The sequence below is a fragment of the Facklamia sp. P13064 genome, from assembly GCF_050409425.1.
In the GTDB taxonomy this organism is placed as follows: domain Bacteria; phylum Bacillota; class Bacilli; order Lactobacillales; family Aerococcaceae; genus Facklamia.
Genome location: NZ_JBNUPM010000020.1, coordinates 1 through 20695 on the forward strand (window position 1 = coordinate 1; position 20695 = coordinate 20695).

Below are 20695 nucleotides of genomic sequence, written 5' to 3' on the forward strand. Positions count from 1 at the left end.
GTGTTGTGATTGTTACCGGTACCTGGATGATTTCCGTTGATCCATCTGGATAAGTGACTTCCACCAGACCTATATACTTACCTGGCTCATTTAGATCGATCGTACCCTCTGGTGTCACATCCTTAAAGCTTGGTACGCCTGGATGGGCTGGGTCTACGACATAGTCTGGAACCGTGACATTATCGGTTAAATCAATCGTGCCGCCTGCTTCTACGATTTCTGGCTTAATTGTTGGATCATAACTATCCTTATCGGGTACTTCTGGTGCAGTCACTGTAACCGGTACGGTAACTATTTCTTTAGATCCATCTGGATAAGTGACTTCCACCAGACCTATATACTTACCTGGCTCATTTAGATCGATCGTACCCTCTGGTGTCACATCCTTAAAGCTTGGTACGCCTGGATGGGCTGGGTCTACGACATAACCAGGGACCGTGACATTATCGGTTAAGTCGATCGGATCGCCTGCTTCTACGATCTCTGGCGTTACCACTGGGGTATAATCATCCGCTTGTGGCGTTTCAGGTGTTGTGATTGTTACCGGTACCTGGATGATTTCCGTTGATCCATCTGGATAAGTGACTTCCACCAGACCTGTATACTTACCTGGCTCATTTAGATCGATCGTACCCTCTGGTGTCACATCCTTAAAGCTTGGTACGCCTGGATGGGCTGGGTCTACGACATAGTCTGGAACCGTGACATTATCGGTTAAATCAATCGTGCCGCCTGCTTCTACGATCTCTGGTTTAACTGTTGGATCATAACTGTCCTTATCGGGTACTTCTGGCGCAGTCACTGTAACCGGTACGGTAACTATTTCTTTAGAACCATCAGGATAAGTGACTTCCACTAGACCTGTATACTTACCTGGCTCATTTAGATCGATCGTACCCTCTGGTGTCACATCCTTAAAGCTTGGTACGCCTGGATGGGCTGGGTCTACGACATAACCAGGGACCGTGACATTATCGGTTAAGTCGATCGGATCGCCTGCTTCTACGATCTCTGGCGTTACCACTGGGGTATAATCATCCGCTTGTGGCGTTTCAGGTGTTGTGATTGTTACCGGTACCTGGATGATTTCCGTTGATCCATCTGGATAAGTAACTTCCACTAGACCTATATACTTACCTGGCTCATTTAGATCGATCGTACCCTCTGGTGTCACATCCTTAAAGCTTGGAACTCCTAGGTTGTCTGGGTCTACTACATAACCAGGGACCGTGACATTATCGGTTAAGTCGATCGGATCGCCTGCTTCTACGATCTCTGGCGTTACCACTGGGGTATAATCATCCGCTTGTGGCGTTTCAGGTGTTGTGATTGTTACCGGTACCTGGATGATTTCCGTTGATCCATCTGGATAAGTGACTTCCACTAGACCTGTATACTTACCTGGCTCATTTAGATCGATCGTACCCTCTGGTGTCACATCCTTAAAGCTTGGTACGCCTGGATGGGCTGGGTCTACGACATAGTCTGGAACCGTGACATTATCGGTTAAATCAATCGTGCCGCCTGCTTCTACGATCTCTGGTTTAACTGTTGGATCATAACTGTCCTTATCGGGTACTTCTGGCGCAGTCACTGTAACCGGTACGGTAACTATTTCTTTAGAACCATCAGGATAAGTGACTTCCACTAGACCTGTATACTTACCTGGCTCATTTAGATCGATCGTACCCTCTGGTGTCACATCCTTAAAGCTTGGTACGCCTGGATGGGCTGGGTCTACGACATAGTCTGGAACCGTGACATTATCGGTTAAATCAATCGTGCCGCCTGCTTCTACGATCTCTGGTTTAACTGTTGGATCATAACTGTCCTTATCGGGTACTTCTGGCGCAGTCACTGTAACCGGTACGGTAACTATTTCTTTAGAACCATCAGGATAAGTGACTTCCACTAGACCTGTATACTTACCTGGTGTGCTTGGATCAATTTGTCCAGCTGGTGTCACATCCTTAAAGCTTGGTACACCTGGATGATCTGGATCCTCTACATAATCTGGAACTATTACGTTGTCGGTTAAATCAACGATGCCATCTACTTCTACGATCTCTGGCTTAACCGTTGGATCGTAATCTTCTTTTTGAGGGATCTCTGGCGCAGTCACCGTCACCGGTACCTGGATGATTTCCATTGATCCATCTGGATAAGTCACTTTAACAAGTCCAATATAGCCGCCAGGTGTTGTATTATCGATGGTTCCAGCTGGAGTCACATCTTCAAAAATTATATCTCCAGGATATTTTGGATTCACTACATAATCTGGAATGCTAACATTATCTAATAAATCGGGTGTTCCTCCTATCCCAATAATTTCAGGAGTTACTTGAGGAACGAAAACATCTGCTTGTGAAGCTTCCGGAGTTTTTACGGTAACAGGTACATCAACAATTTCGGATGTTCCGTCTGGATAAGTTACTCTAACTTTACCTGTATATTCTCCAGGAGTTGTATTATCAATCACTCCATCTGGCGTCACATCCTCAAAAGTAGGGACACCTGGATATTTTGAATCTTGAATATATGAAGGAACAGTCACATTATCTATTAAATTAGGAGTTTGTCCAATTTCAATTACTTCTGGTACCACCATTGGATCATATACATCGGATTTTTTATCGATTACAGTCACTGGCACATCAACAATTTCAAATGTATTATCTGGATAAGTCACTTTAACTTTACCCGTATATTCTCCAGGAGTTGTATTATCAATCACTCCATCTGGCGTCACATCCTCAAAAAGAGGGACACCGCTATGCTTTGGATCCTGCACATAGTTTGGAACAGTTACGTTATCTGCTAAATCAATCGTATCTCCTACTTTAATTATCTCCGGAGTTACATTCGGTTCATAAATTGAATCATGAGGAACGTCTACAGCGGTTACCACTACAGGTACTTGAATAGTTTCAGAACTTCCGTCTTGGTAGGTTACTTTGACCGTACCCGTATATTCCCCAGGTTTTGTATTATCTATCGAACCTAAAGGAGTAATATCCTCAAATGTTGGTTTTCCATCATAGTTAGGAACAGTCACATTATCGATTAAGTTAACTGTTTCTCCCACTTTGATATTCTCAACAGTTGCAACGGGAGCAAATGTATCTGCTTCATTTTTTAACCTCGCATAAAAATTATCAATCGCTATTATATTTCCCGTATTTACTGTTTCTAATTGAGCAATATACATTGTTTCTCGTGGCAAATTAGCAGGTACATCAAATGCTTGATCTGGGAAAACTCCATTTGCTGCAACAGTAAAAGGGGTTCCTTCAAGAACTAATTTTGGAGATTTCGTAGGATCTTCAGGAACTTCATACCAACGAACGATATACTCAACATCAGGCACAGCTCCAGTAACAACAGCATTCGCTTTATTGCCGGGTGCTGCATAATTATCGGTTGAATCATAATTAGTAATGTCTATTGTTGGAATAGTATTTCTTAGTACAAATTGGAAACCAGCTCCTTTGAATTCATCCCTTCCAGAAGAATTCGTTTGAGAATATAACAAGGCTGTTGTCGGCTTGCTTGAAGTCGAGAAGTCCCTAAATTCAGAATCATATCTTGAAACGAGGATAAAGTCAGATGCATCAAGACCCCCTGTGTCGTATTTAAGGTTTTTCCCATTATAGAATTGTCCATCTAAAGTGGAGTTAGAAAAAACAGAAACTTCTTTACCAAACTGATTTCCTTGCGAATCAGCTACCGACATATTCATGATCACTTGATGCCATAGAGACGCATTTTTTCTTTGCTTGATTCCTAACATCTCTCTTACATTAGCTATATCGAACTTAAAATCACCAAATTGATTGGTCTTTGTCTTATAGGTAACCTTATTATTAGGATTCAAAACATCTTGGATAGTTAGATAAACCGTCATATCCTCAGCAAATTTATCACCTGTTTTTTCTTCATAGGCTGGATATTGTGAGGTGATTCCTGGTGCATAATCTGCCTCCCAATAAACATTTCCTACAATTGTCTTATCATTAGCGTAATTTGCATGATTGATATCCCCTACTAATTTATCAATTTCGACTACTTTTTCTTTATTATGCTGAGTCAATTGATCTTTAGGTTGTAAAACGACAGCAACATCTTGAATCTGCATCGTTGCCACATCTTGAAGAATTGGTGTCCATATACCATTAATTCCCTGACTATAACCTCCCCATTGTCCAGGGTTACCATTACTTGTTTGAACATTATCATACTTATTATTGACTAACCAATCTTGATCTGCCCATATTCGATATTTAAAAGCTGAATATAATACAGTTTCTAACTGCTTACCAAGAAATTCGTGGTCCGTTGTTGTTCCATCAGGATTGACCACTTTAAATATCCCTGGATTCACTGCAAAATAACCATTATCATTGGATTTAAATGTATAAATAGGTGACAAAGTACCATCTCTATCCATCCATTGCATATATAAAGGTACGTTCCCAACTAGATAGTCTTGATTATTAATCAAATGTTTGTCATTAACCTGATGGTTATCTTGGGATTTAATGAGTTCTTTATCCCCATCATATATCCCTGTATTTCCTGCATTATCTACGTAAGTTCTACCATTTAAATGGTGTTTTAGATATTTGAGATTAAATTCTCCATCTAACATTTTGTTTTCAATACTGATCACATTCTGATCAGCAGGTAAAAGATTCGCTAAAGTATCAAAAGATTCCGGAGCAGATAAAGCTTTATCTTGAGGTGCATTAATTGATGTCGCCTCTGAATTAGAGGTTCTACTTTCATTCGCTAATGTTTCATTTTCTATACTAGTTGTTATTTCTTCTAAACTAGTTTTATTCGCTTCTAAGTTTGTAGCTTTTTCTTCTTTTATAGACGCTACTATAGACTTAGCCTTATTTGCTGAGATTTCCGCTTCTTTTGCTAATGCTAAAGCTTTTGTAGTTCCAGCAATATTTGCTGCCTCGATGGCTATCCCTGCTTCTGCCTTAGCATTATTTAAAGCTGAAATAGCTTCTTTCGCTGCGGTTTCTGCTTCTATAACACTCGTCGCTTCAGAAGCTTTTTCGGCAGCATTAGAAGCTTCTTTTGCAGCCAAAGCAGCTTCTAATGCTGCATTTTTAGCGGTATTTTCCGCTTCTAATTCATCATTTGAAAGTTCATTTAATGTGGTATCATCACCTGTGACTGTTGCTTCCTCTGAGGTCATAACTTCTTCAGTGGTAACTAGTTCTTCATTAGTTATCTTATCTTCTGAACTATTTGTTAATTCAGAAGTGACTACTTCGTTTAAATCGTTTTGTTCGTTTAATGAATTATCTGCTGTTTCTTCTGTCGTCGCGCTTGTTGAGGTTTCTTCTGTAATATTTTGTGCATAAACACTATCTTGACCTACACCTGCAAATATGAAAAAAGATGCGATTAAAACAGAACAAGATCCAAATGCAAACTTTCTTATTGCATATTTGTTATCTTTATTAGAAAACTTCCTCTGTTTCAAAAATTTATTATTCTTACCGACCACAATATCACTCCTAAAAAAAATTTAATATTGCGACATCTTTTCTAAAGTATAGCGACAATACTATAAGAACATATTATAATATTCGCTTGATTTAGTCAAACAAATGCTATATAATTATTATTTTATTTATAAATAGGTTGTATTATATATCAATTTAAAGTAAAAAAATTATGGCTACCTCATTCCTTTATATTTATGTAATAAGTTGGGAGTTTTACACATCTTTTCTATACTAAGTTTTTTAAAAGGGTTGCCTTACAATAAAGTTCATATCCAAGTATTATTTTTCTGAACTTCTATGTTTATCCTATATGTAATCTGATCCTAAGCAGATCGATCTTCAATTCAACTTTATAACAATAATAGTATTATCTATATTTTTTAAACGTGGTTGAGAATCACAGTAATGCGTTTAATATCTTTCATTTTTATAATTATTACTTGTTAATAATAAAACTTAAAACGCCTCCTCTAGCGATGCCAATAAGCATCGCTAGAGGAGGCGTTTAACTTTAATTTATAAATTCTTTAAGTTTTTAGCGTTTCTTATTTAAATTCTGTAATTTTTTCAGCGGCTAAGCGTACGGATGGATAACCAGAATCTTTAGCCTTTCCAATTGATAGGATCATTACCGGTACATAGCGTTCTTTGTCGAGACCGAAAGCTTCAGCCAATAAGTCCTCTTCAAAACCACCGATTGCATTGGTATCATAACCATGAGAACGAGCCACTAACATTAATTGCATGGCTGCCAAACTTGAATCAATTTTTACAACATCATTCATTTTTTGTTTAGAAAAGCTTTTATAATAAGGAATAATGACAGATAATTGTTGATCTCTCGTTTCAGCAGGCATTTTACCTTCCTCGACTGCTTGATTGTAGATTTCTTCACCGAGTTCATAACACTGCATATCGCCAAATATTAATATCATAGCAGATGAAGTGTCATTTTGCAGCGTATTAAAACGAATAAGTGGTTTTAATTTGGCTTTTTGCTCTTGGCTTTCAACCACCACAAACCTCCATGGTTGCATATTGACGGATGAAGGAGCTGTGGTAGCTTCTTGAATCATTTCAAGCATTTCTTCCTGACTTATTTTATACTTCTCATCATAAGCACGAATTGACTTTCTTCCATAAGTAATTTCTGAAAAATTATTAGTGACTAAGTGGTTGGACATATTATTCTCCTTTTCTATTGTATTAATTTGGTTAATAATTCGATCAATCGCTGTGTTTCATCTTTAGATAGGGGTAAAATCCTCTGTTGCTCAGATTGACAATGACTCTGCTGGCAACGATTCAAATCATTTAACGCCTTATCGGTAATTGTTACGAGCACTTCACGATTATTTTCTTTATTTCTTTTGCGGATCACATATTTTTTTCCTTCAAGAATTCTTAAATGTCTTGTAACAGCTGCACGATCTATCTTTAATTCCTTTTGTAGACGAGTTTGGCAACAAGGACCATGCTCTTTTAAAAACATCATTAATTCAAAGCGCGTTATACTAAATGACGTTTCTTTTTCAAATTTACTAATTAACTCCTGGTTAACTAGTTTTAATTGATAAAATAATCTACTTACTTCTCTTAGACTCACCAAACCCTCCCTCTTTCATTTCATAAATCAACAGTTGACTCGTCAATTATAAAGTGTTTTGTTTGTTTTTTAAAATAAAATGCTCCTTTATTAACCAAAAAACGCTCTCTAAATTCTTAGAGAGCGCTTTAATCTATTCTGTCAATCTTATTTGAAATCTTTTAAATTATAGAAAACTTTTTTGCCATTATATTGTGCTAATTCACTTAATTCATCTTCAATCCGCAATAATTGATTATATTTGGCAATACGGTCTGTACGTGATAAAGACCCTGTCTTAATTTGACCCGCATTGGTTGCTACTGCAATATCCGCAATAGTGGAGTCTTCCGTTTCACCTGAACGGTGAGAAATGACTGCTGTGTACCCTGCACGCTTAGCCATTTCAATCGCATCAAATGTCTCAGTTAGTGTCCCAATTTGATTCACTTTGATTAAAATGGAATTCCCCACACTTTCTTCAATACCACGTGAAAGAATTTCAGTGTTGGTCACAAATAGATCATCTCCAACTAATTGGACTTTGTCACCTAAACGTTCAGTTAGTAACTTCCAACCCTCCCAGTCATTTTCATCCATACCATCTTCAATGGAAATGATTGGATATTTATTCACTAACTCTTCAAGGTAGTCAACTTGTTCTTGGGCTGAGCGTTTTTTACCGCCTTCTCCTTCAAATTTGGCATAATCATAAACACCCTCTACGTAAAATTCTGAAGCGGCACAGTCAAAGCCTAAGAAGATATCTTGACCGGGTTTGTAGCCAGCTTTCTCAATCGCTTTAAGAATGGTCTCTACACCGTCTTCCGTTCCTTCAAAGCGAGGCGCAAAACCACCCTCGTCACCTACTGATGTTTCTAACCCACGTTCCTTGAGAATTGATTTTAGCGCATGGAAAACTTCAGCGCCCCAACGTAACGCTTCTTTAAAGTTTTCAGCCCCAACAGGTAAAATCATAAACTCTTGGAAAGCAATCGGAGCATCCGAGTGTGAGCCACCATTAACAATATTCATCATTGGTACTGGTAACTCTTTGGTATTGAATCCACCTAAGTATTGGTATAAAGGTATTTCTAAATAATCAGCAGCTGCACGTGCCACAGCAATAGATACGCCTAAGATAGCGTTTGCTCCGAGTTTTCCTTTATTCGGTGTGCCATCCATTTCAATCATCATTTGATCAATAGCTTGTTGTTGCAATACATCAAACCCTAATAAGGCTTCGGCTAAAAAGTGGTTAACGTTATCAACGGCTTGGCTAACTCCTTTGCCACCATAGCGTGTTGCATCTCCATCACGTAATTCTACTGCTTCATGTTCTCCAGTAGATGCTCCTGAAGGGACCATTCCGCGTCCAAAGGCACCACTTTCGGTATAAACTTCTACTTCAATTGTTGGGTTTCCTCTTGAGTCAAGAACTTCACGTGCGTAAACATCTGTAATATAAGGCATTTTATTCGCTCCTTTTGTTGGATTGAAACGGTTAAACGTCTCAATCTTATTCTATTGTTTTAGTAAATTAAATTCAATGAATTGCCATTAATGCTTAATTAAACTTTGGCTAGTCATCTCACTTGGTTGGTCAATTTTTAAAAGGTCAAGCATAGTAGGTGCTAAATCAGATAGTATGCCACCTTCTCTTAACGAGATTCCTTCTTTCGTAACAATTACTGGTACAGGATTGGTAGTATGAGCAGTCATAGGTTTACCTTCTAACGTAATGACTTCATCTGAATTGCCGTGATCGGCTGTAATGATTGCAACACCTTCTTTTTCTAAAATCAAATCGACAATTTGACCGAGGCACTCATCGACCGCTTCAATAGCTTTGACGGTTGGCTCTAACATACCTGAATGACCAACCATATCCGGATTAGCAAAATTAAGAATGATTGCATCAATCGTATCTTCATTAATTTTATCTATCAATGCGTCCTTGACTTCGTAAGCGGACATTTCAGGTTTTAAGTCATAAGTAGCTACTTTAGGAGAAGGAATTAAAATACGTTCTTCTCCCGGAAACGTTTCATGACGGCCACCTGACATAAAGAAAGTGACATGAGGAAACTTCTCAGTTTCTGCAATACGTAACTGCGTTTTGCCTGCTTTCGCTATCGCTTCGCCAATCGTATTCACTAAATCAACTTTCTTGAAAGCGATTTCGGCTAGAACATCTTTTGAATATTTAGTAAATGTTACAAATTGTAAGTTTTCTGGTCGATTCGATGTGTCAAAGCCGTCAAAAGCCGGATTACTTAAAGCTGTTGATAGTTGAATCGCACGATCAGGTCGGAAATTATAATAAATAAGGCTATCGCCTTCTTTAATGTGTCCTTCTGGATCCACCACAAAAGGTTGAACAAATTCATCATATACTTCTTGATCATAAGAAGCCTGAACTCCTGCTTCAGCAGAGGCATATTGAGGTCCTTGGCCACTAACTAAGGCATCATAGGCTAATTTAACGCGGTCCCAACGCTTATCACGGTCCATTGCATAGTAGCGTCCAGAGACTGTTGCAATTTCACCAATTCCTTTTTCTTTAATAAAACTTTCTGTATCTCTTATAAAATCTATTCCGGATTGAGGTCCAACATCACGTCCATCTAGAAAAGCGTGAATATACACTTTGTTTAAATCCATTTCTTTAGCTAACTCAATTAAACCGAAGAGATGATTGATATGTGAATGAACCCCACCGTCAGAAAGTAAGCCCATTAAATGCAATGCTCCATTATTTTGCTTAGCGTGCTCGATGGCCTTGGTGAGTTCAGGAATCTTTTTTATACTACCCTCTTGAATGGACTTATTTATTCGCGTCAAGGATTGATAGACAATTCTTCCAGCCCCAATATTCATATGTCCTACTTCAGAATTCCCCATTTGACCTTCTGGTAAACCAACATTTTCCCCTTCTGCTCTGAGTTGTTGATGGGGAAATTGCTGCCAATAACGATCAAAGTTGGGTTTATGCGCCGCCTTAACGGCATTCCCATAAGTCTCCTCGCGAATACCAAAGCCATCTAAAATAATTAAAGCAATAGGTGCTTTTCCCATTATTTAACCGCCTCCAATAAAGCTAAGAATGATTCAGGTTGTAGGCTCGCTCCGCCTACTAATGCTCCGTCTACATCTGGACAAGCTAGGTACTCTGCAATATTATCAGGTTTAACTGACCCGCCATATTGAATACGTACTTGATCAGCTACCTCTTGGTTAAAGTTTTCTGCTACTACTTGACGAATCGCATGACACATCTTTTGGGCATCATCTTTTGTTGCTGATTTACCCGTCCCAATTGCCCAAATTGGTTCATACGCAATTACCAATGATTGTACTTGACCTTCCGTTAAATCTTTTAAAGCTGCCGTTATTTGTTGGCCTACAAATTCCTCAGCATTTCCTGCTTCGTAGGTTTCGAGCGTTTCTCCGCAACAAATAATCGGCTTCATTCCATTACGAAAGATAGCATGAGCTTTTTGATTAATTTCTTCATTGCTTTCATGAAAATATTGACGACGCTCAGAATGTCCAATGATCACATAATCTACACCTAAAGCCGCTAGCGTTTTGGGACTGATTTCGCCCGTAAAAGCGCCTTCATCTTCCCAAAAACAATTTTGCGCAGCTACTTGTAAATCAGTTCCCTGTACAGCTTCGGTCATAGCTTCTAAGAAAACAGCAGGTGCTCCGATCACTGCATCCACTAAATCATTTGAAGGGATATCTAATTTGACATTTTCAATAAAACCACGTGATTCTTTAGCTGTTTTATTCATTTTCCAGTTTCCGGCAATAATTGGTTTTCGTGACATATTTTTCTCCTTTTCTAATTATAGATTATCAATGGACTCCACGCCTGGTAATTCGGCTCCCTCAAGATAAGATAAGGAGGCTCCTCCACCGGTAGAAATATGCGTGAACTTATCTTCATAACCCAATTGAGTAACAGCTGCAGCAGAATCTCCTCCACCTACAATAGTGGTCGCACTCTCTAAATTAGCAATGGCTTGACAAACTCCCATCGTTCCCTGTGCAAATTTTTCCATTTCAAAAACACCCATTGGCCCATTCCACACTACAGTTTTGGCGCCAGCTAAAGTTTCAGCAAACAAATCAACTGTCTGAGGCCCTATATCCATCCCCATGTAGTCTGTAGGAATTTCTTCAGAAGCTACCACTTTAGTTTCGGCATCCTTGTTAAATTCTTTAGCCACAACATTATCAACCGGTAACACTAATTTATCGCCTGCTTTTTCCATAATTTCTTTAGCGAGTTCGATGCGATCTGGTTCACAAATGGATTGTCCAATTTCGAGGCCTTTTGCCTTGAAAAAGGTATACGCCATACCTCCACCGATAATTACTTTATCAGCTCGATCTAACAAATTCTCAATAACTTTAATCTTATCAGAAACTTTTGCTCCCCCTAATATAGCAACAAAAGGACGTTCCGGCTGATCTACCGCTTCTTTCAAGAATTTCACTTCTTTTTCCATTAAGAAGCCGACCGCTGAATCTAAATGCGCTGCAATACCAACATTCGATGCATGAGAACGATGTGCGGTTCCAAATGCATCATTAACAAATAGATCCCCTAGACTTGCCCAATACTTGCCAAGTTCTGGATCATTCCCAGATTCCTTTTTCCCTTCTACATCTTCAAACCGTGTGTTTTGAACTAACAATACTTGACCCTCTTGCAAATTTTTAACCGCTAATTCTAATTTTTCGCCACGTGTTTCATCAATAAAAACAACCTCTTGTCCTAATAATTCAGATAAACGATTTGCTACAGGATTTAAGTTACGATCTGCTTTATCCAAATCCTCTGCCGATTTGATCTTACCTAGATGTGAAAATAAAACAACCTTGGCTTGATGCTCAATTAAATACTTTATCGTATCTAGAGCAGCTACAATTCGATTATCGTCTGTAATCTTATTACCATCCATCGGAACGTTAAAATCGACACGTACTAATACGGTTTTGTTTTCAAGGTTTAAGTCTCTAATAGTTTTTTTAGCCATTCTTCTTCCTCCTTTATGAAAAAAACGGAGAAGCGCGTTTGCTTCCCCGCTAGTGTGGGTCTTATTAATTTAATTCAACAAAATATTCTAAGGTTGAAATCATGTTCGCTGTAAAGCCGTACTCATTATCATACCAAGAGGCTGCCATAACGATTTGATCGTCACCTTCACCCATTACTTTTGTAAGTGTTGAATCAAAAACAGATCCTGCTGGATAACCAATAATGTCTGCAGAAACAATTTCATCTTCTTCATAGACAAAAGCATCTGATTCATATTTCTTCATCGCTGCGTTAACTTCCTCAGCTGTTACTTCTTTGTCTAAGACTGCATATACCTCAGTTAAAGAACCAGTGATTGTTGGAACTCGTAAAGCTGCACCGTCAATTTTACCATTCAATTCAGGAATTACTTTTCCGATTGCTTTAGCAGCTCCAGTGGAAGCAGGAATAATTGAAAATGCTCCTGCACGGTTTTTACGTCCGCCTGGCGAATCTTGTAATTTTTGAGTTGCTGTATAAGCATGAACCGTTACCATTTGGGCAGATTTTAGACCAAATTCTTTATGTAAAACATTGACCATTGGAGCTAAGCAGTTAGTTGTACATGAAGCTGCTGAAACAATCACATCATCAGCTGTTAGAACTTCGTGGTTTACACCATAAACAATTGTCTTCGTTTCAGCTGACTTAGCGGGTGCTGAGATTAGGACACGCTTAGCACCTGCATCGATATGGGCTTGAGCCTTTTCTGCTGAATTGTAAAAACCAGTACATTCTAAGACGAATTCAACCCCTAAATCTTTCCATGGTAACTTCGCTGCATCTGGCTCAGCAAAGGCTTTAATCTCTTTACCATCTACAACAATCACATCACCTTTAGCTTCGACAGAGTATGGAAAACGACCTTGCGCTGAGTCATATTTTAATAAATAAGCTAAATCTTCGTTATCTGTTAAATCATTAATTGCAACAACTTCTAAATCTGAATCCTTTTCTAAAATACGACGTAATGCTAAACGTCCAATACGACCGAAACCATTGATTGCGATTTTTGTTGACATATTGATAATTTCCCCCTTAGGATATTTTATTTAAATTGGGTAACCCCATTTAAAACAGCTTTAGCGAGACTTTTATCACAAATGAGCCAGGTTTGTTTTGGCATCATCTTGTAGAAAGCTCGGGTAGCAGGTGCTTTTTGTTGGCCTGCTACTATGGTTAATAATAACGGAAACTTAATGACATCTTCAAGTTGTAAGCCTAAGCGAGGGATGGAAAAAACAACCTTTCCCTCTGCATCATAAAAAATGCCAAATGCTTCTCCTACCGCTTGACCTTCGAGAAGTATTCTTTCTTGTGGCGGAGTTAGTTTTCTTCGCTTTGACATTACTTGAGCAGCTCCCACACTTAATAAAAGACAGTCCGCTGATCGACTTAAATCAAGGGCTTTTTTAATGGTTGGATCCTTAACAATCTCTTGACTCAACTGATCAGTTAAACGATCTGGAATATACAAGGGAACATAGTCAGCTTGGGTCTCATGAGCCATTATTCCAGCTACCGTATTAGATTGAATATGAAAAGAACCTTCCATACCACCACGGCTAGGCACAAAGGATAATTGTCTGTTTTGCGATAGTTCCTTAGTAAAATGTTGACCCATATTAGCCAAAGTGGACCCTCCCGTAACAGCTACAACCGCTTCTTGCGGTAATTCTTGTCCTAGAATCGTTTGAACTGCTTCAGCAAGCATTTGAAAAACTGTAAAGTCGCTATCTACATCGCCAGCTACTACCCAGCAGTTTTGTATATTTAATTCTTTAGCTAAGGCTGCTTCGTATTCCGGTAAACGGTCCTGCCCCATCCTTAACTGCTGAATGAGATGGCCTACTCTTTGTCCTTCATCCGTAATACGTATCCCCGCACGACTTACATCTACCAGACTTTGATCACGCAATACTTGTAAATTAGTTCTCAAAGTTCGCTCGGACAAATGAATTTGTTTGGCTAACGCTTTACGACCAATTCGTAGTTGATGCTTAGATAAAGCTTTTAAAACATTAAGACGAATGTCTAACATCTCACCAAGTTCTGGTACCACTGTACCTAATTCATCAATCAAATCCATTCCAAGCCTCCTGTTGGTCGCTGAATGACCTTGTTTTATAAAAAGAAAAAAAGCTATTCATCTTTCTTCATAAAACATTCTAACACTGCATGGTTTAAATTACAATGGATATACTTTCTGAATCTGGGCGCTTTATGTCCTTTGAAATCTACTGCTTCATCTTCTAAGCTAATCTTACCCCATTAATTACTATCGATAGTAACTCCATTCGACTTTGTTCAAAAAACAAACAATCTAAATGATGAAAACATACATTTAGATTGCTTATCATAAATAAAAAAATCATTAAAGATGTTGTTTGCGATACAACCAATAGGAAGCTCCAACTACACTCATAGTGCCACCTAACGTGATCAAAGGAACACTCCATTCTTTAATAGTCAACGGCAAGAAGACGGTTAATAAAATAAGGATTCCCATTACAACAAATATTTTTCCAGCTAAACGGTGGGTAAGATACCACACCTTTTCATCAGCTAATGTCCAAGGGGTACGTATGCCCATAAAATAATTAAATTTAATTTTTGGCATATAATTCCCTAAAACAATAAATAGTAGCCCTAAACTTCCTTCTAAATAGGAAGGAATCTGGTTGAGCCAGTTTAAACCATAGGCACCTATAATTATTTGACTGCTAAGTAAATAAATATTCATAGCAAAAATGATTAAATAAAAATGCTTTTCAAAACGTCGATAATTTTCGCGTTTTGGATCAATGCGTTTCAATACTTCTACTAAAAGATTCAGTCCAGCCAATAATGCAGGAAACTTAAAAAGATTTATTTTAGGACCATAATTATCAGCATTCCCTGCCAAATCAAAGTGTGTAGGAATCACTTCGGGTGCTTTTATAAAGAAATAGCCCGCTAGAATAATAGAAACACAAACAAGAACCCAGTTTTTATAGTAATGCCTCGTTAAGTTTTTAGTCATAAAATCCTCTCCTTTATTTTTCTAAATTCATTAACCATTGAATGACTCCATCTAAAACGGAACTATTTAATTCATAATAAATAAACTGTCCCTCTCTTTTATCAATCACTAAATCAGCCTGTTTTAAAATAGAGAGATGTTTAGAAATAGTAGAACCTGCCGATTCAAATTGACGGACAATTTCCCCAGCAGTTAAAGGGCCGGGTCTGAGTAATTCTAAAATTTTACGTCGATTGGGATCACTTAAAGCTTTAAAAAGCAGTTGAACACTCAAATGTTCACCTCCTCATCTTTTTATTTCGATAATTAGCTAAATATCTAATTATAAGTTTAGCATGTATTTTTAAATTATGCAATGCTGCCTTCATCTAAGGGCACAAAAAAAGTACCAGCGCATTGCTAGTACTTAAAAGATACGGATATTTCCTTTTATTACTTATCTTTCTTAGTCTTTTTATCCTTACGATTGGCCATCACTTCGTCCACTAAGCCATAAGCTTTCGCTTCTTCAGCCGTCATAAAATTATCTCGGTCGGTATCCTTTTCAATCACTTCAAGTGGTTGACCAGTCGCTTCACTTAAAATTTCATTTAAGCGCGTTCTCGTCTTAAGGATATGACGAGCCGCAATTTCAATTTCAGTGGCTTGGCCTTGAGCACCACCTAAAGGCTGATGAATCATTACTTCAGCGTTCGGTAAGGCAAAGCGCTTGCCTTTGGTTCCTGCTGCTAATAGGACGGATCCCATTGATGCAGCTAATCCAATCACGATCGTTTGGACGTCCGCTTTGATAAAGTTCATGGTATCATAGATGGCCAAACCAGCCGTAACACTACCTCCTGGTGAATTGATATAAAGGTAGATATCCTTCTCAGGATCTTGAGCATCTAAAAATAATAATTGGGCAATGACTGAGTTAGCCATGTGGTCATCCACTGGACCTGATAACATAATAATTCGATCTTTTAACAAGCGCGAATAAATATCATAAGCGCGTTCACCACGTGATGTTTGTTCTATTACTGTGGGTACTAAATTCATTCTATATCCTCCCTTTAATCTGAGCCTTTCAATTTACTTCAATAGTATAACGGATTAGGTCAAGAATGGTCAAGTTTTATGCTCTTCCATTTTTCCATGAAATCATTCGCTAATTAGATTGTAAGATAGAGATTTATCAATATATCAGACCCTTTTGTTTCCAAATAAATTTGACCGCCTAATTTCTCAATGACTATTTTAATTATATTTAGGCCTAAACCTGTATTTTGTTTTGTTTTCGACTGCTTGTTTTTAGCTTGATAGAAGCGATTCAACCAAGTATTAGGATCTTCATTAATTGGATGTGAAAGTCGATTACAATAAATAATTCTTACGACATTTGCATTGCCTGGTAAGACCTCTCGTTTTGTTTGATTTATTAAGTCTTCATGCTTAAGATTTGTTAATTCTTCCTCAATTTTATGGCCCGACAATTTGATTTTTAAATAATCCTTGCCATGATCTAATACATTTTTTACTAAATTATCTAGCGCGTGGTTCAGCAGTCTGACATCCGATGTAATTAAAAAACTACCGTCCGATAAGTCCAATTCAACTTCAATATTAGCTGTTTTCAACTGATCATAGAAAGACAAAACATGCTGAGTAATAATTTCATTTAAGTTCACTATTTCGTTCTTGTACTCAAATTCTGTATCTTGCAACCTCTCCAATAAGAAAAGCCGATCCAACAAATCTTTTAAATGATCAATTCTTTGATAGATAATTTGAAAATAACGCTGCTTGTCGTTCTCATCCTCGCTGGTTTCCATTAATTGAAGATAACCCATGAGTGAGGTCAAAGGTGTCCTCACATCATGGGAAAGATTAATCATTAATTCTTGCTTTGAACGTTGCTCAATTTGTAATTCTCGATATATATTTCTTTCTTTAATTAATGCCAAGTTTATCCTTTTAACAAGTTCATTCATTTCTGATGAAAAGATCTCTTGTGTCAGTAATTGATTGGTAGGGGATTTACTGATAACTTTTAATTGCTTCGTCAAATCAGACACTTGGAGCCGATAGTAATAATGATAACCAACTATAGCTAGAATTATCAAAATCAATAAAAAATATATCATTGACGGTCCCTACTTTCTATGCTCTAATGTTCAAACTTAAAGTCTATTCGATAAATATACCACCTATTCAAGAGATAAAGTACCAATAGGTATACAACACCCATACTTACCACTGACATGGCTTGCTCTGAATAATTTGGGCCCATTGACATTAGCTTATTGGAGAATAATTGTTTTGTAAGATCCAAACCAACAATATCCCCTATAAATCCAATGATTTGATTGTGAAAACCTGTTCCCACTAGGCAAGCTAAGACAATGATTGCCACTTTACTTTGTAGCAATAAACTTAAGGTTACTGTCACCGACATAATAATAAGGTACATAAGAGCTTGTGGCAATAGTAAAGCTAAATGATCTTGCCAATAAATAGGCAACTCTAATTGACCTGTCACACCGGCCATTAGAACTGAAAAAGCAATACAAACAACTTGAAATATGAAGAATATTAACAAGGCGACAAATAATTTAGAAGTCATCCATTTCCATTTCGCCCCTTTAATAGCTAACATATTTTTTAAATAGCCAGAAGAAAAATCACTTTCAATAAAAACAGCTGAAAGTATATAAACAAAAAGAAGGCTCAAACTGTAATTAGCAATTAGACTATCGGAAAAACGATAGGCTTTTTTTTCTTCTTGAATACTTGTTTCGTACTCTTCCTCTGTTAAAATTTCTCCTTCTTGCATCGATTTTATTTCTAACTTAAAATTGCCTTCTTCATTGGTTTCTTTCGAAGTCATTGATAGTTGATAGTCTTCGTAAGATTTGTGTGTTGTTACATAGCCGCCATAAGTTAGTAAAGAGAATATCAACGAAAGGATCAATAACGTAATCCAAGTAGCCTTCATGTGCAACAACTTATAGGAATCAAAGCGAATAAAATTAACCATTGTTGTGACCTCCTGTTAAGCGGATAAAATAATCTTCTAAGCTCGCTCGCTCAACTACCAATTGTTCAAAAAGAATGCCTGAGCGAATTAATTCATGGCTAATGACTGACGGATTATCTAAGTGTTCATATACACGCAGTTCAGAATCGCTCACTTGCTTAATTTGCTGAAGATCTAATTTTTCTTGTAAATGTGCCATTATTTGAGCCTGATCGCCACCCTCAATCCGAATAAAATCTTGATTAATCTGATTTAATTCCTCCATATCTGCTTCTTTTAATAAGGTACCTTCATTAATAATACCAATTCGAGTCGTGAGTTTCGCCAATTCACCCAAAATATGACTAGATATCACAACCGTAATATGACGCTCGCTATTCAATTTAAGAATCGTCTCGCGGAACTCACTAATTCCCTGCGGATCCATTCCGTTGGTAGGTTCATCTAACAACAAAAGATCTGGATCTCCTACTAAAGCTAAAGCAAGACCTAATCGCTGTTTCATACCCAATGAAAATTTTTTAACTTTCTTTTTCTTAACTTGACTAATGGGTAAGCCTACTAAATTCAATAATTCTTCTATATAATTGTCACGGCGAATTCCATACAATTTACATTTTAGTTCCAGGTTTTGCCCAGCTGTGAGTCCCATATAAAGTCCTGGCGCCTCAATTAAAGTGCCAATTCTTACTTGAAAATGGTCATTTTTAGCCATTTCTTGGTCTTGAATCCAAACCTTTCCACTAGTCGGTAGAATCTGACGATTAATGATCTTCATTAAGGTTGTTTTACCAGCTCCATTACGACCAATCAGACCATAGATATCACCCGATTGAACATTCATACTGACATTATTCAATGCAAACTGATTGTTATACGCTTTACATAAATTTTCACTTTTAAGAATGCTTTCCATCATCTTTCCTCCTTTGTTATCTAAATTATAGGCTCCTTCAAAAATATAATGGCAAAGGAAAAACAAAGAAAGTACTAAGAAAAGGTTAAGATAAAAGCATGAAAGAAAATAAAAGAAATTGAAATATTCAATACAATTTAACTACTTTTTATTTTTCAGCGAAATCAAACGGAAACCAATTCCCCAAACCGTTTCAATCCAAGGTCTTTTACTTATTTGGTCTAATTTCTTACGTAAATTTGATACATGAACGGTTAATGTCTTATCATCTGCCAAATAATTTGCCCCCCACGCATATTCATAAATTTCAAGCTTTGAGAAAACCTTCTTTGGTTGACTTAATAATAATTCTAAGATCCTTCTTTCTTGAGGCGTTAAATTTAATTCCTGCCCTTGATAATTAATTGCTTGGGTCTCTAAATCAATCATTAACCCTTCGAAATTCAATCTCTTATTCGATGTTTTTTCCTCTAAACTAGTTTGATAGCGTTTAAGGCATACTTGAATACGAGCTTTTAACTCTTTAAGATCAAATGGCTTCACCAAGTAGTCATCTGCTCCAGCTTGTAAAATTTCTACCTTATCATCAACTTGTTCTTTAGCTGAAATAACAATCACCGGAATGGATTTTTCCCGGCGAATTATTTTGAGTAGGTCTAAACCAGAGAGGCCTGGTAACATTAAATCTAATAGTATTAGATCAAAACTTGATTGCTCGAATAAAAGTTGACCTTCGCTCCCTGAGTAAGCAGGAGTCACTGAATATCCTTCAATTGTTAATGCTTCTACTAACATTTTGCTAATTTGAGTATCATCTTCAACAACTAATATCGATACCATAAGTTCACTCCTTTTTAAATAGTATATCAAAAAACTAAAATATTGGTCTAAAAAAATATAACTGATTCTTTTCCCCATATACGAGAAAGATATATTTCGAAAGATCATCCAAATTAAAAATACATTCCATATAAACTGAAAAATTATATTTAAAAAAAGCTTAACTTGATTTAAAAACAAGTTAAGCTTTTTTGATCAAAGACTGAAATTTCAAAGACATTTTAAACGCTATTTATTTATTTTTCGTATTATAACCAGACTAATTAAAACTAACAGCTTTTATTAATTATTTTAACTATATTCAGGTACCATTCCTTTAAACAAAATTATCTTTCTTGCTTACACTTCTTTGATATAAACCTAGTCCACCAAGCAATGTTAAAACAGATGCTGAAAAAATTAAATATGGATCGTTTTCACCTGTCTTAGGCAAAGATGTACTAAGAATAGCTGATTTCGTAACCATTGTGCTTTCATCACCATTTTTCACACCATCATTAGGGCTACTGTCGGCGAGAGTATCATTATCCGGAGTATCATCGTCTGGAGTCCCCTCACTCGGAGTACTGTCGTCTGAAGTACCGCCATCTGGAGCCTCTTCATCCGGAGTGCCGCCATCTGGAGCCTCTTCATCCGGAGTGCCGCCATCTGGAGCCTCTTCATCCGGAGTGCCGCCATCTGGAGCCTCTTCATCCG

General features: G+C 37.4%; 17 protein-coding genes. All 17 read right to left on the minus strand.

Going from position 1 to position 20695, the window contains the following annotated elements; all coding sequences use genetic code 11:
• Positions 1–5524: Rib/alpha-like domain-containing protein (locus ACQV2S_RS07715; RefSeq protein ID WP_428885315.1), on the minus strand; the 5524-nt coding region annotated here is incomplete at its 3' end.
• A gap of 546 nt (positions 5525–6070) precedes the next feature.
• Positions 6071–6709 (minus strand): nitroreductase family protein, encoded by a 639-nt coding sequence (locus ACQV2S_RS07720; protein ID WP_428874459.1) that lies wholly within the window; start codon positions 6707–6709, stop codon positions 6071–6073.
• Positions 6710–6723: 14 nt separating this feature from the next.
• Positions 6724–7131, minus strand: a complete 408-nt coding sequence (locus tag ACQV2S_RS07725) for a MarR family winged helix-turn-helix transcriptional regulator (protein ID WP_428874458.1) — start codon at positions 7129–7131, stop codon at positions 6724–6726.
• 147 nt (positions 7132–7278) lie between these two features.
• Positions 7279–8583: a phosphopyruvate hydratase gene (gene eno / locus ACQV2S_RS07730; RefSeq protein WP_428875458.1), complete on the minus strand. Its 1305-nt coding sequence runs from the start codon at positions 8581–8583 to the stop codon at positions 7279–7281.
• 87 nt (positions 8584–8670) lie between these two features.
• Positions 8671–10188, minus strand: a complete 1518-nt coding sequence (gpmI, locus tag ACQV2S_RS07735; RefSeq protein ID WP_428874456.1) for a 2,3-bisphosphoglycerate-independent phosphoglycerate mutase — start codon at positions 10186–10188, stop codon at positions 8671–8673.
• Positions 10188–10946, minus strand: a complete 759-nt coding sequence (gene tpiA / locus ACQV2S_RS07740; protein ID WP_428874455.1) for a triose-phosphate isomerase — start codon at positions 10944–10946, stop codon at positions 10188–10190. The genes gpmI and tpiA overlap by 1 nt, the downstream gene beginning before the upstream one ends.
• Before the next feature lie 18 nt (positions 10947–10964).
• The gene (locus tag ACQV2S_RS07745) at positions 10965–12161 is read right to left on the minus strand and encodes a phosphoglycerate kinase (RefSeq protein ID WP_428875456.1); all 1197 of its coding nucleotides are present in this window, start codon (positions 12159–12161) and stop codon (positions 10965–10967) included.
• Positions 12162–12225: 64 nt separating this feature from the next.
• The gene (gene gap / locus ACQV2S_RS07750; protein WP_428874453.1) at positions 12226–13224 is read right to left on the minus strand and encodes a type I glyceraldehyde-3-phosphate dehydrogenase; all 999 of its coding nucleotides are present in this window, start codon (positions 13222–13224) and stop codon (positions 12226–12228) included.
• Between the two features lie 26 nt (positions 13225–13250).
• Positions 13251–14291, minus strand: coding sequence for a sugar-binding transcriptional regulator (locus ACQV2S_RS07755; RefSeq protein ID WP_428875455.1), 1041 nt, complete (start codon positions 14289–14291; stop codon positions 13251–13253).
• 285 nt (positions 14292–14576) lie between these two features.
• Positions 14577–15224: an SdpI family protein gene (locus ACQV2S_RS07760; protein ID WP_428874451.1), complete on the minus strand. Its 648-nt coding sequence runs from the start codon at positions 15222–15224 to the stop codon at positions 14577–14579.
• Positions 15225–15237: 13 nt separating this feature from the next.
• Positions 15238–15498, minus strand: a complete 261-nt coding sequence (locus tag ACQV2S_RS07765) for an autorepressor SdpR family transcription factor (protein WP_428874450.1) — start codon at positions 15496–15498, stop codon at positions 15238–15240.
• 158 nt (positions 15499–15656) lie between these two features.
• Positions 15657–16265 (minus strand): ATP-dependent Clp endopeptidase proteolytic subunit ClpP, encoded by a 609-nt coding sequence (gene clpP, locus ACQV2S_RS07770; RefSeq protein ID WP_428874449.1) that lies wholly within the window; start codon positions 16263–16265, stop codon positions 15657–15659.
• A 113-nt stretch (positions 16266–16378) separates the two neighbouring features.
• Positions 16379–17350: a sensor histidine kinase gene (locus tag ACQV2S_RS07775; protein ID WP_428875451.1), complete on the minus strand. Its 972-nt coding sequence runs from the start codon at positions 17348–17350 to the stop codon at positions 16379–16381.
• A 23-nt stretch (positions 17351–17373) separates the two neighbouring features.
• Positions 17374–18243, minus strand: coding sequence for a hypothetical protein (locus ACQV2S_RS07780; protein WP_428875449.1), 870 nt, complete (start codon positions 18241–18243; stop codon positions 17374–17376).
• Positions 18236–19159 carry an ATP-binding cassette domain-containing protein gene (locus ACQV2S_RS07785; RefSeq protein ID WP_428882490.1) on the minus strand — a complete coding sequence of 308 codons (924 nt, stop codon included), beginning with the start codon at positions 19157–19159 and terminating at the stop codon, positions 18236–18238. Before ACQV2S_RS07785 ends, ACQV2S_RS07780 begins: the two co-directional genes overlap by 8 nt.
• Positions 19160–19300: 141 nt before the next feature.
• Entirely contained in the window at positions 19301–19999 is a 699-nt protein-coding gene (locus tag ACQV2S_RS07790; RefSeq protein ID WP_428874445.1) for a response regulator transcription factor, read from the minus strand.
• Between the two features lie 316 nt (positions 20000–20315).
• The coding region (locus tag ACQV2S_RS07795) for an LPXTG cell wall anchor domain-containing protein (protein WP_428885316.1) at positions 20316–20695 on the minus strand (380 nt) is incomplete at its 5' end.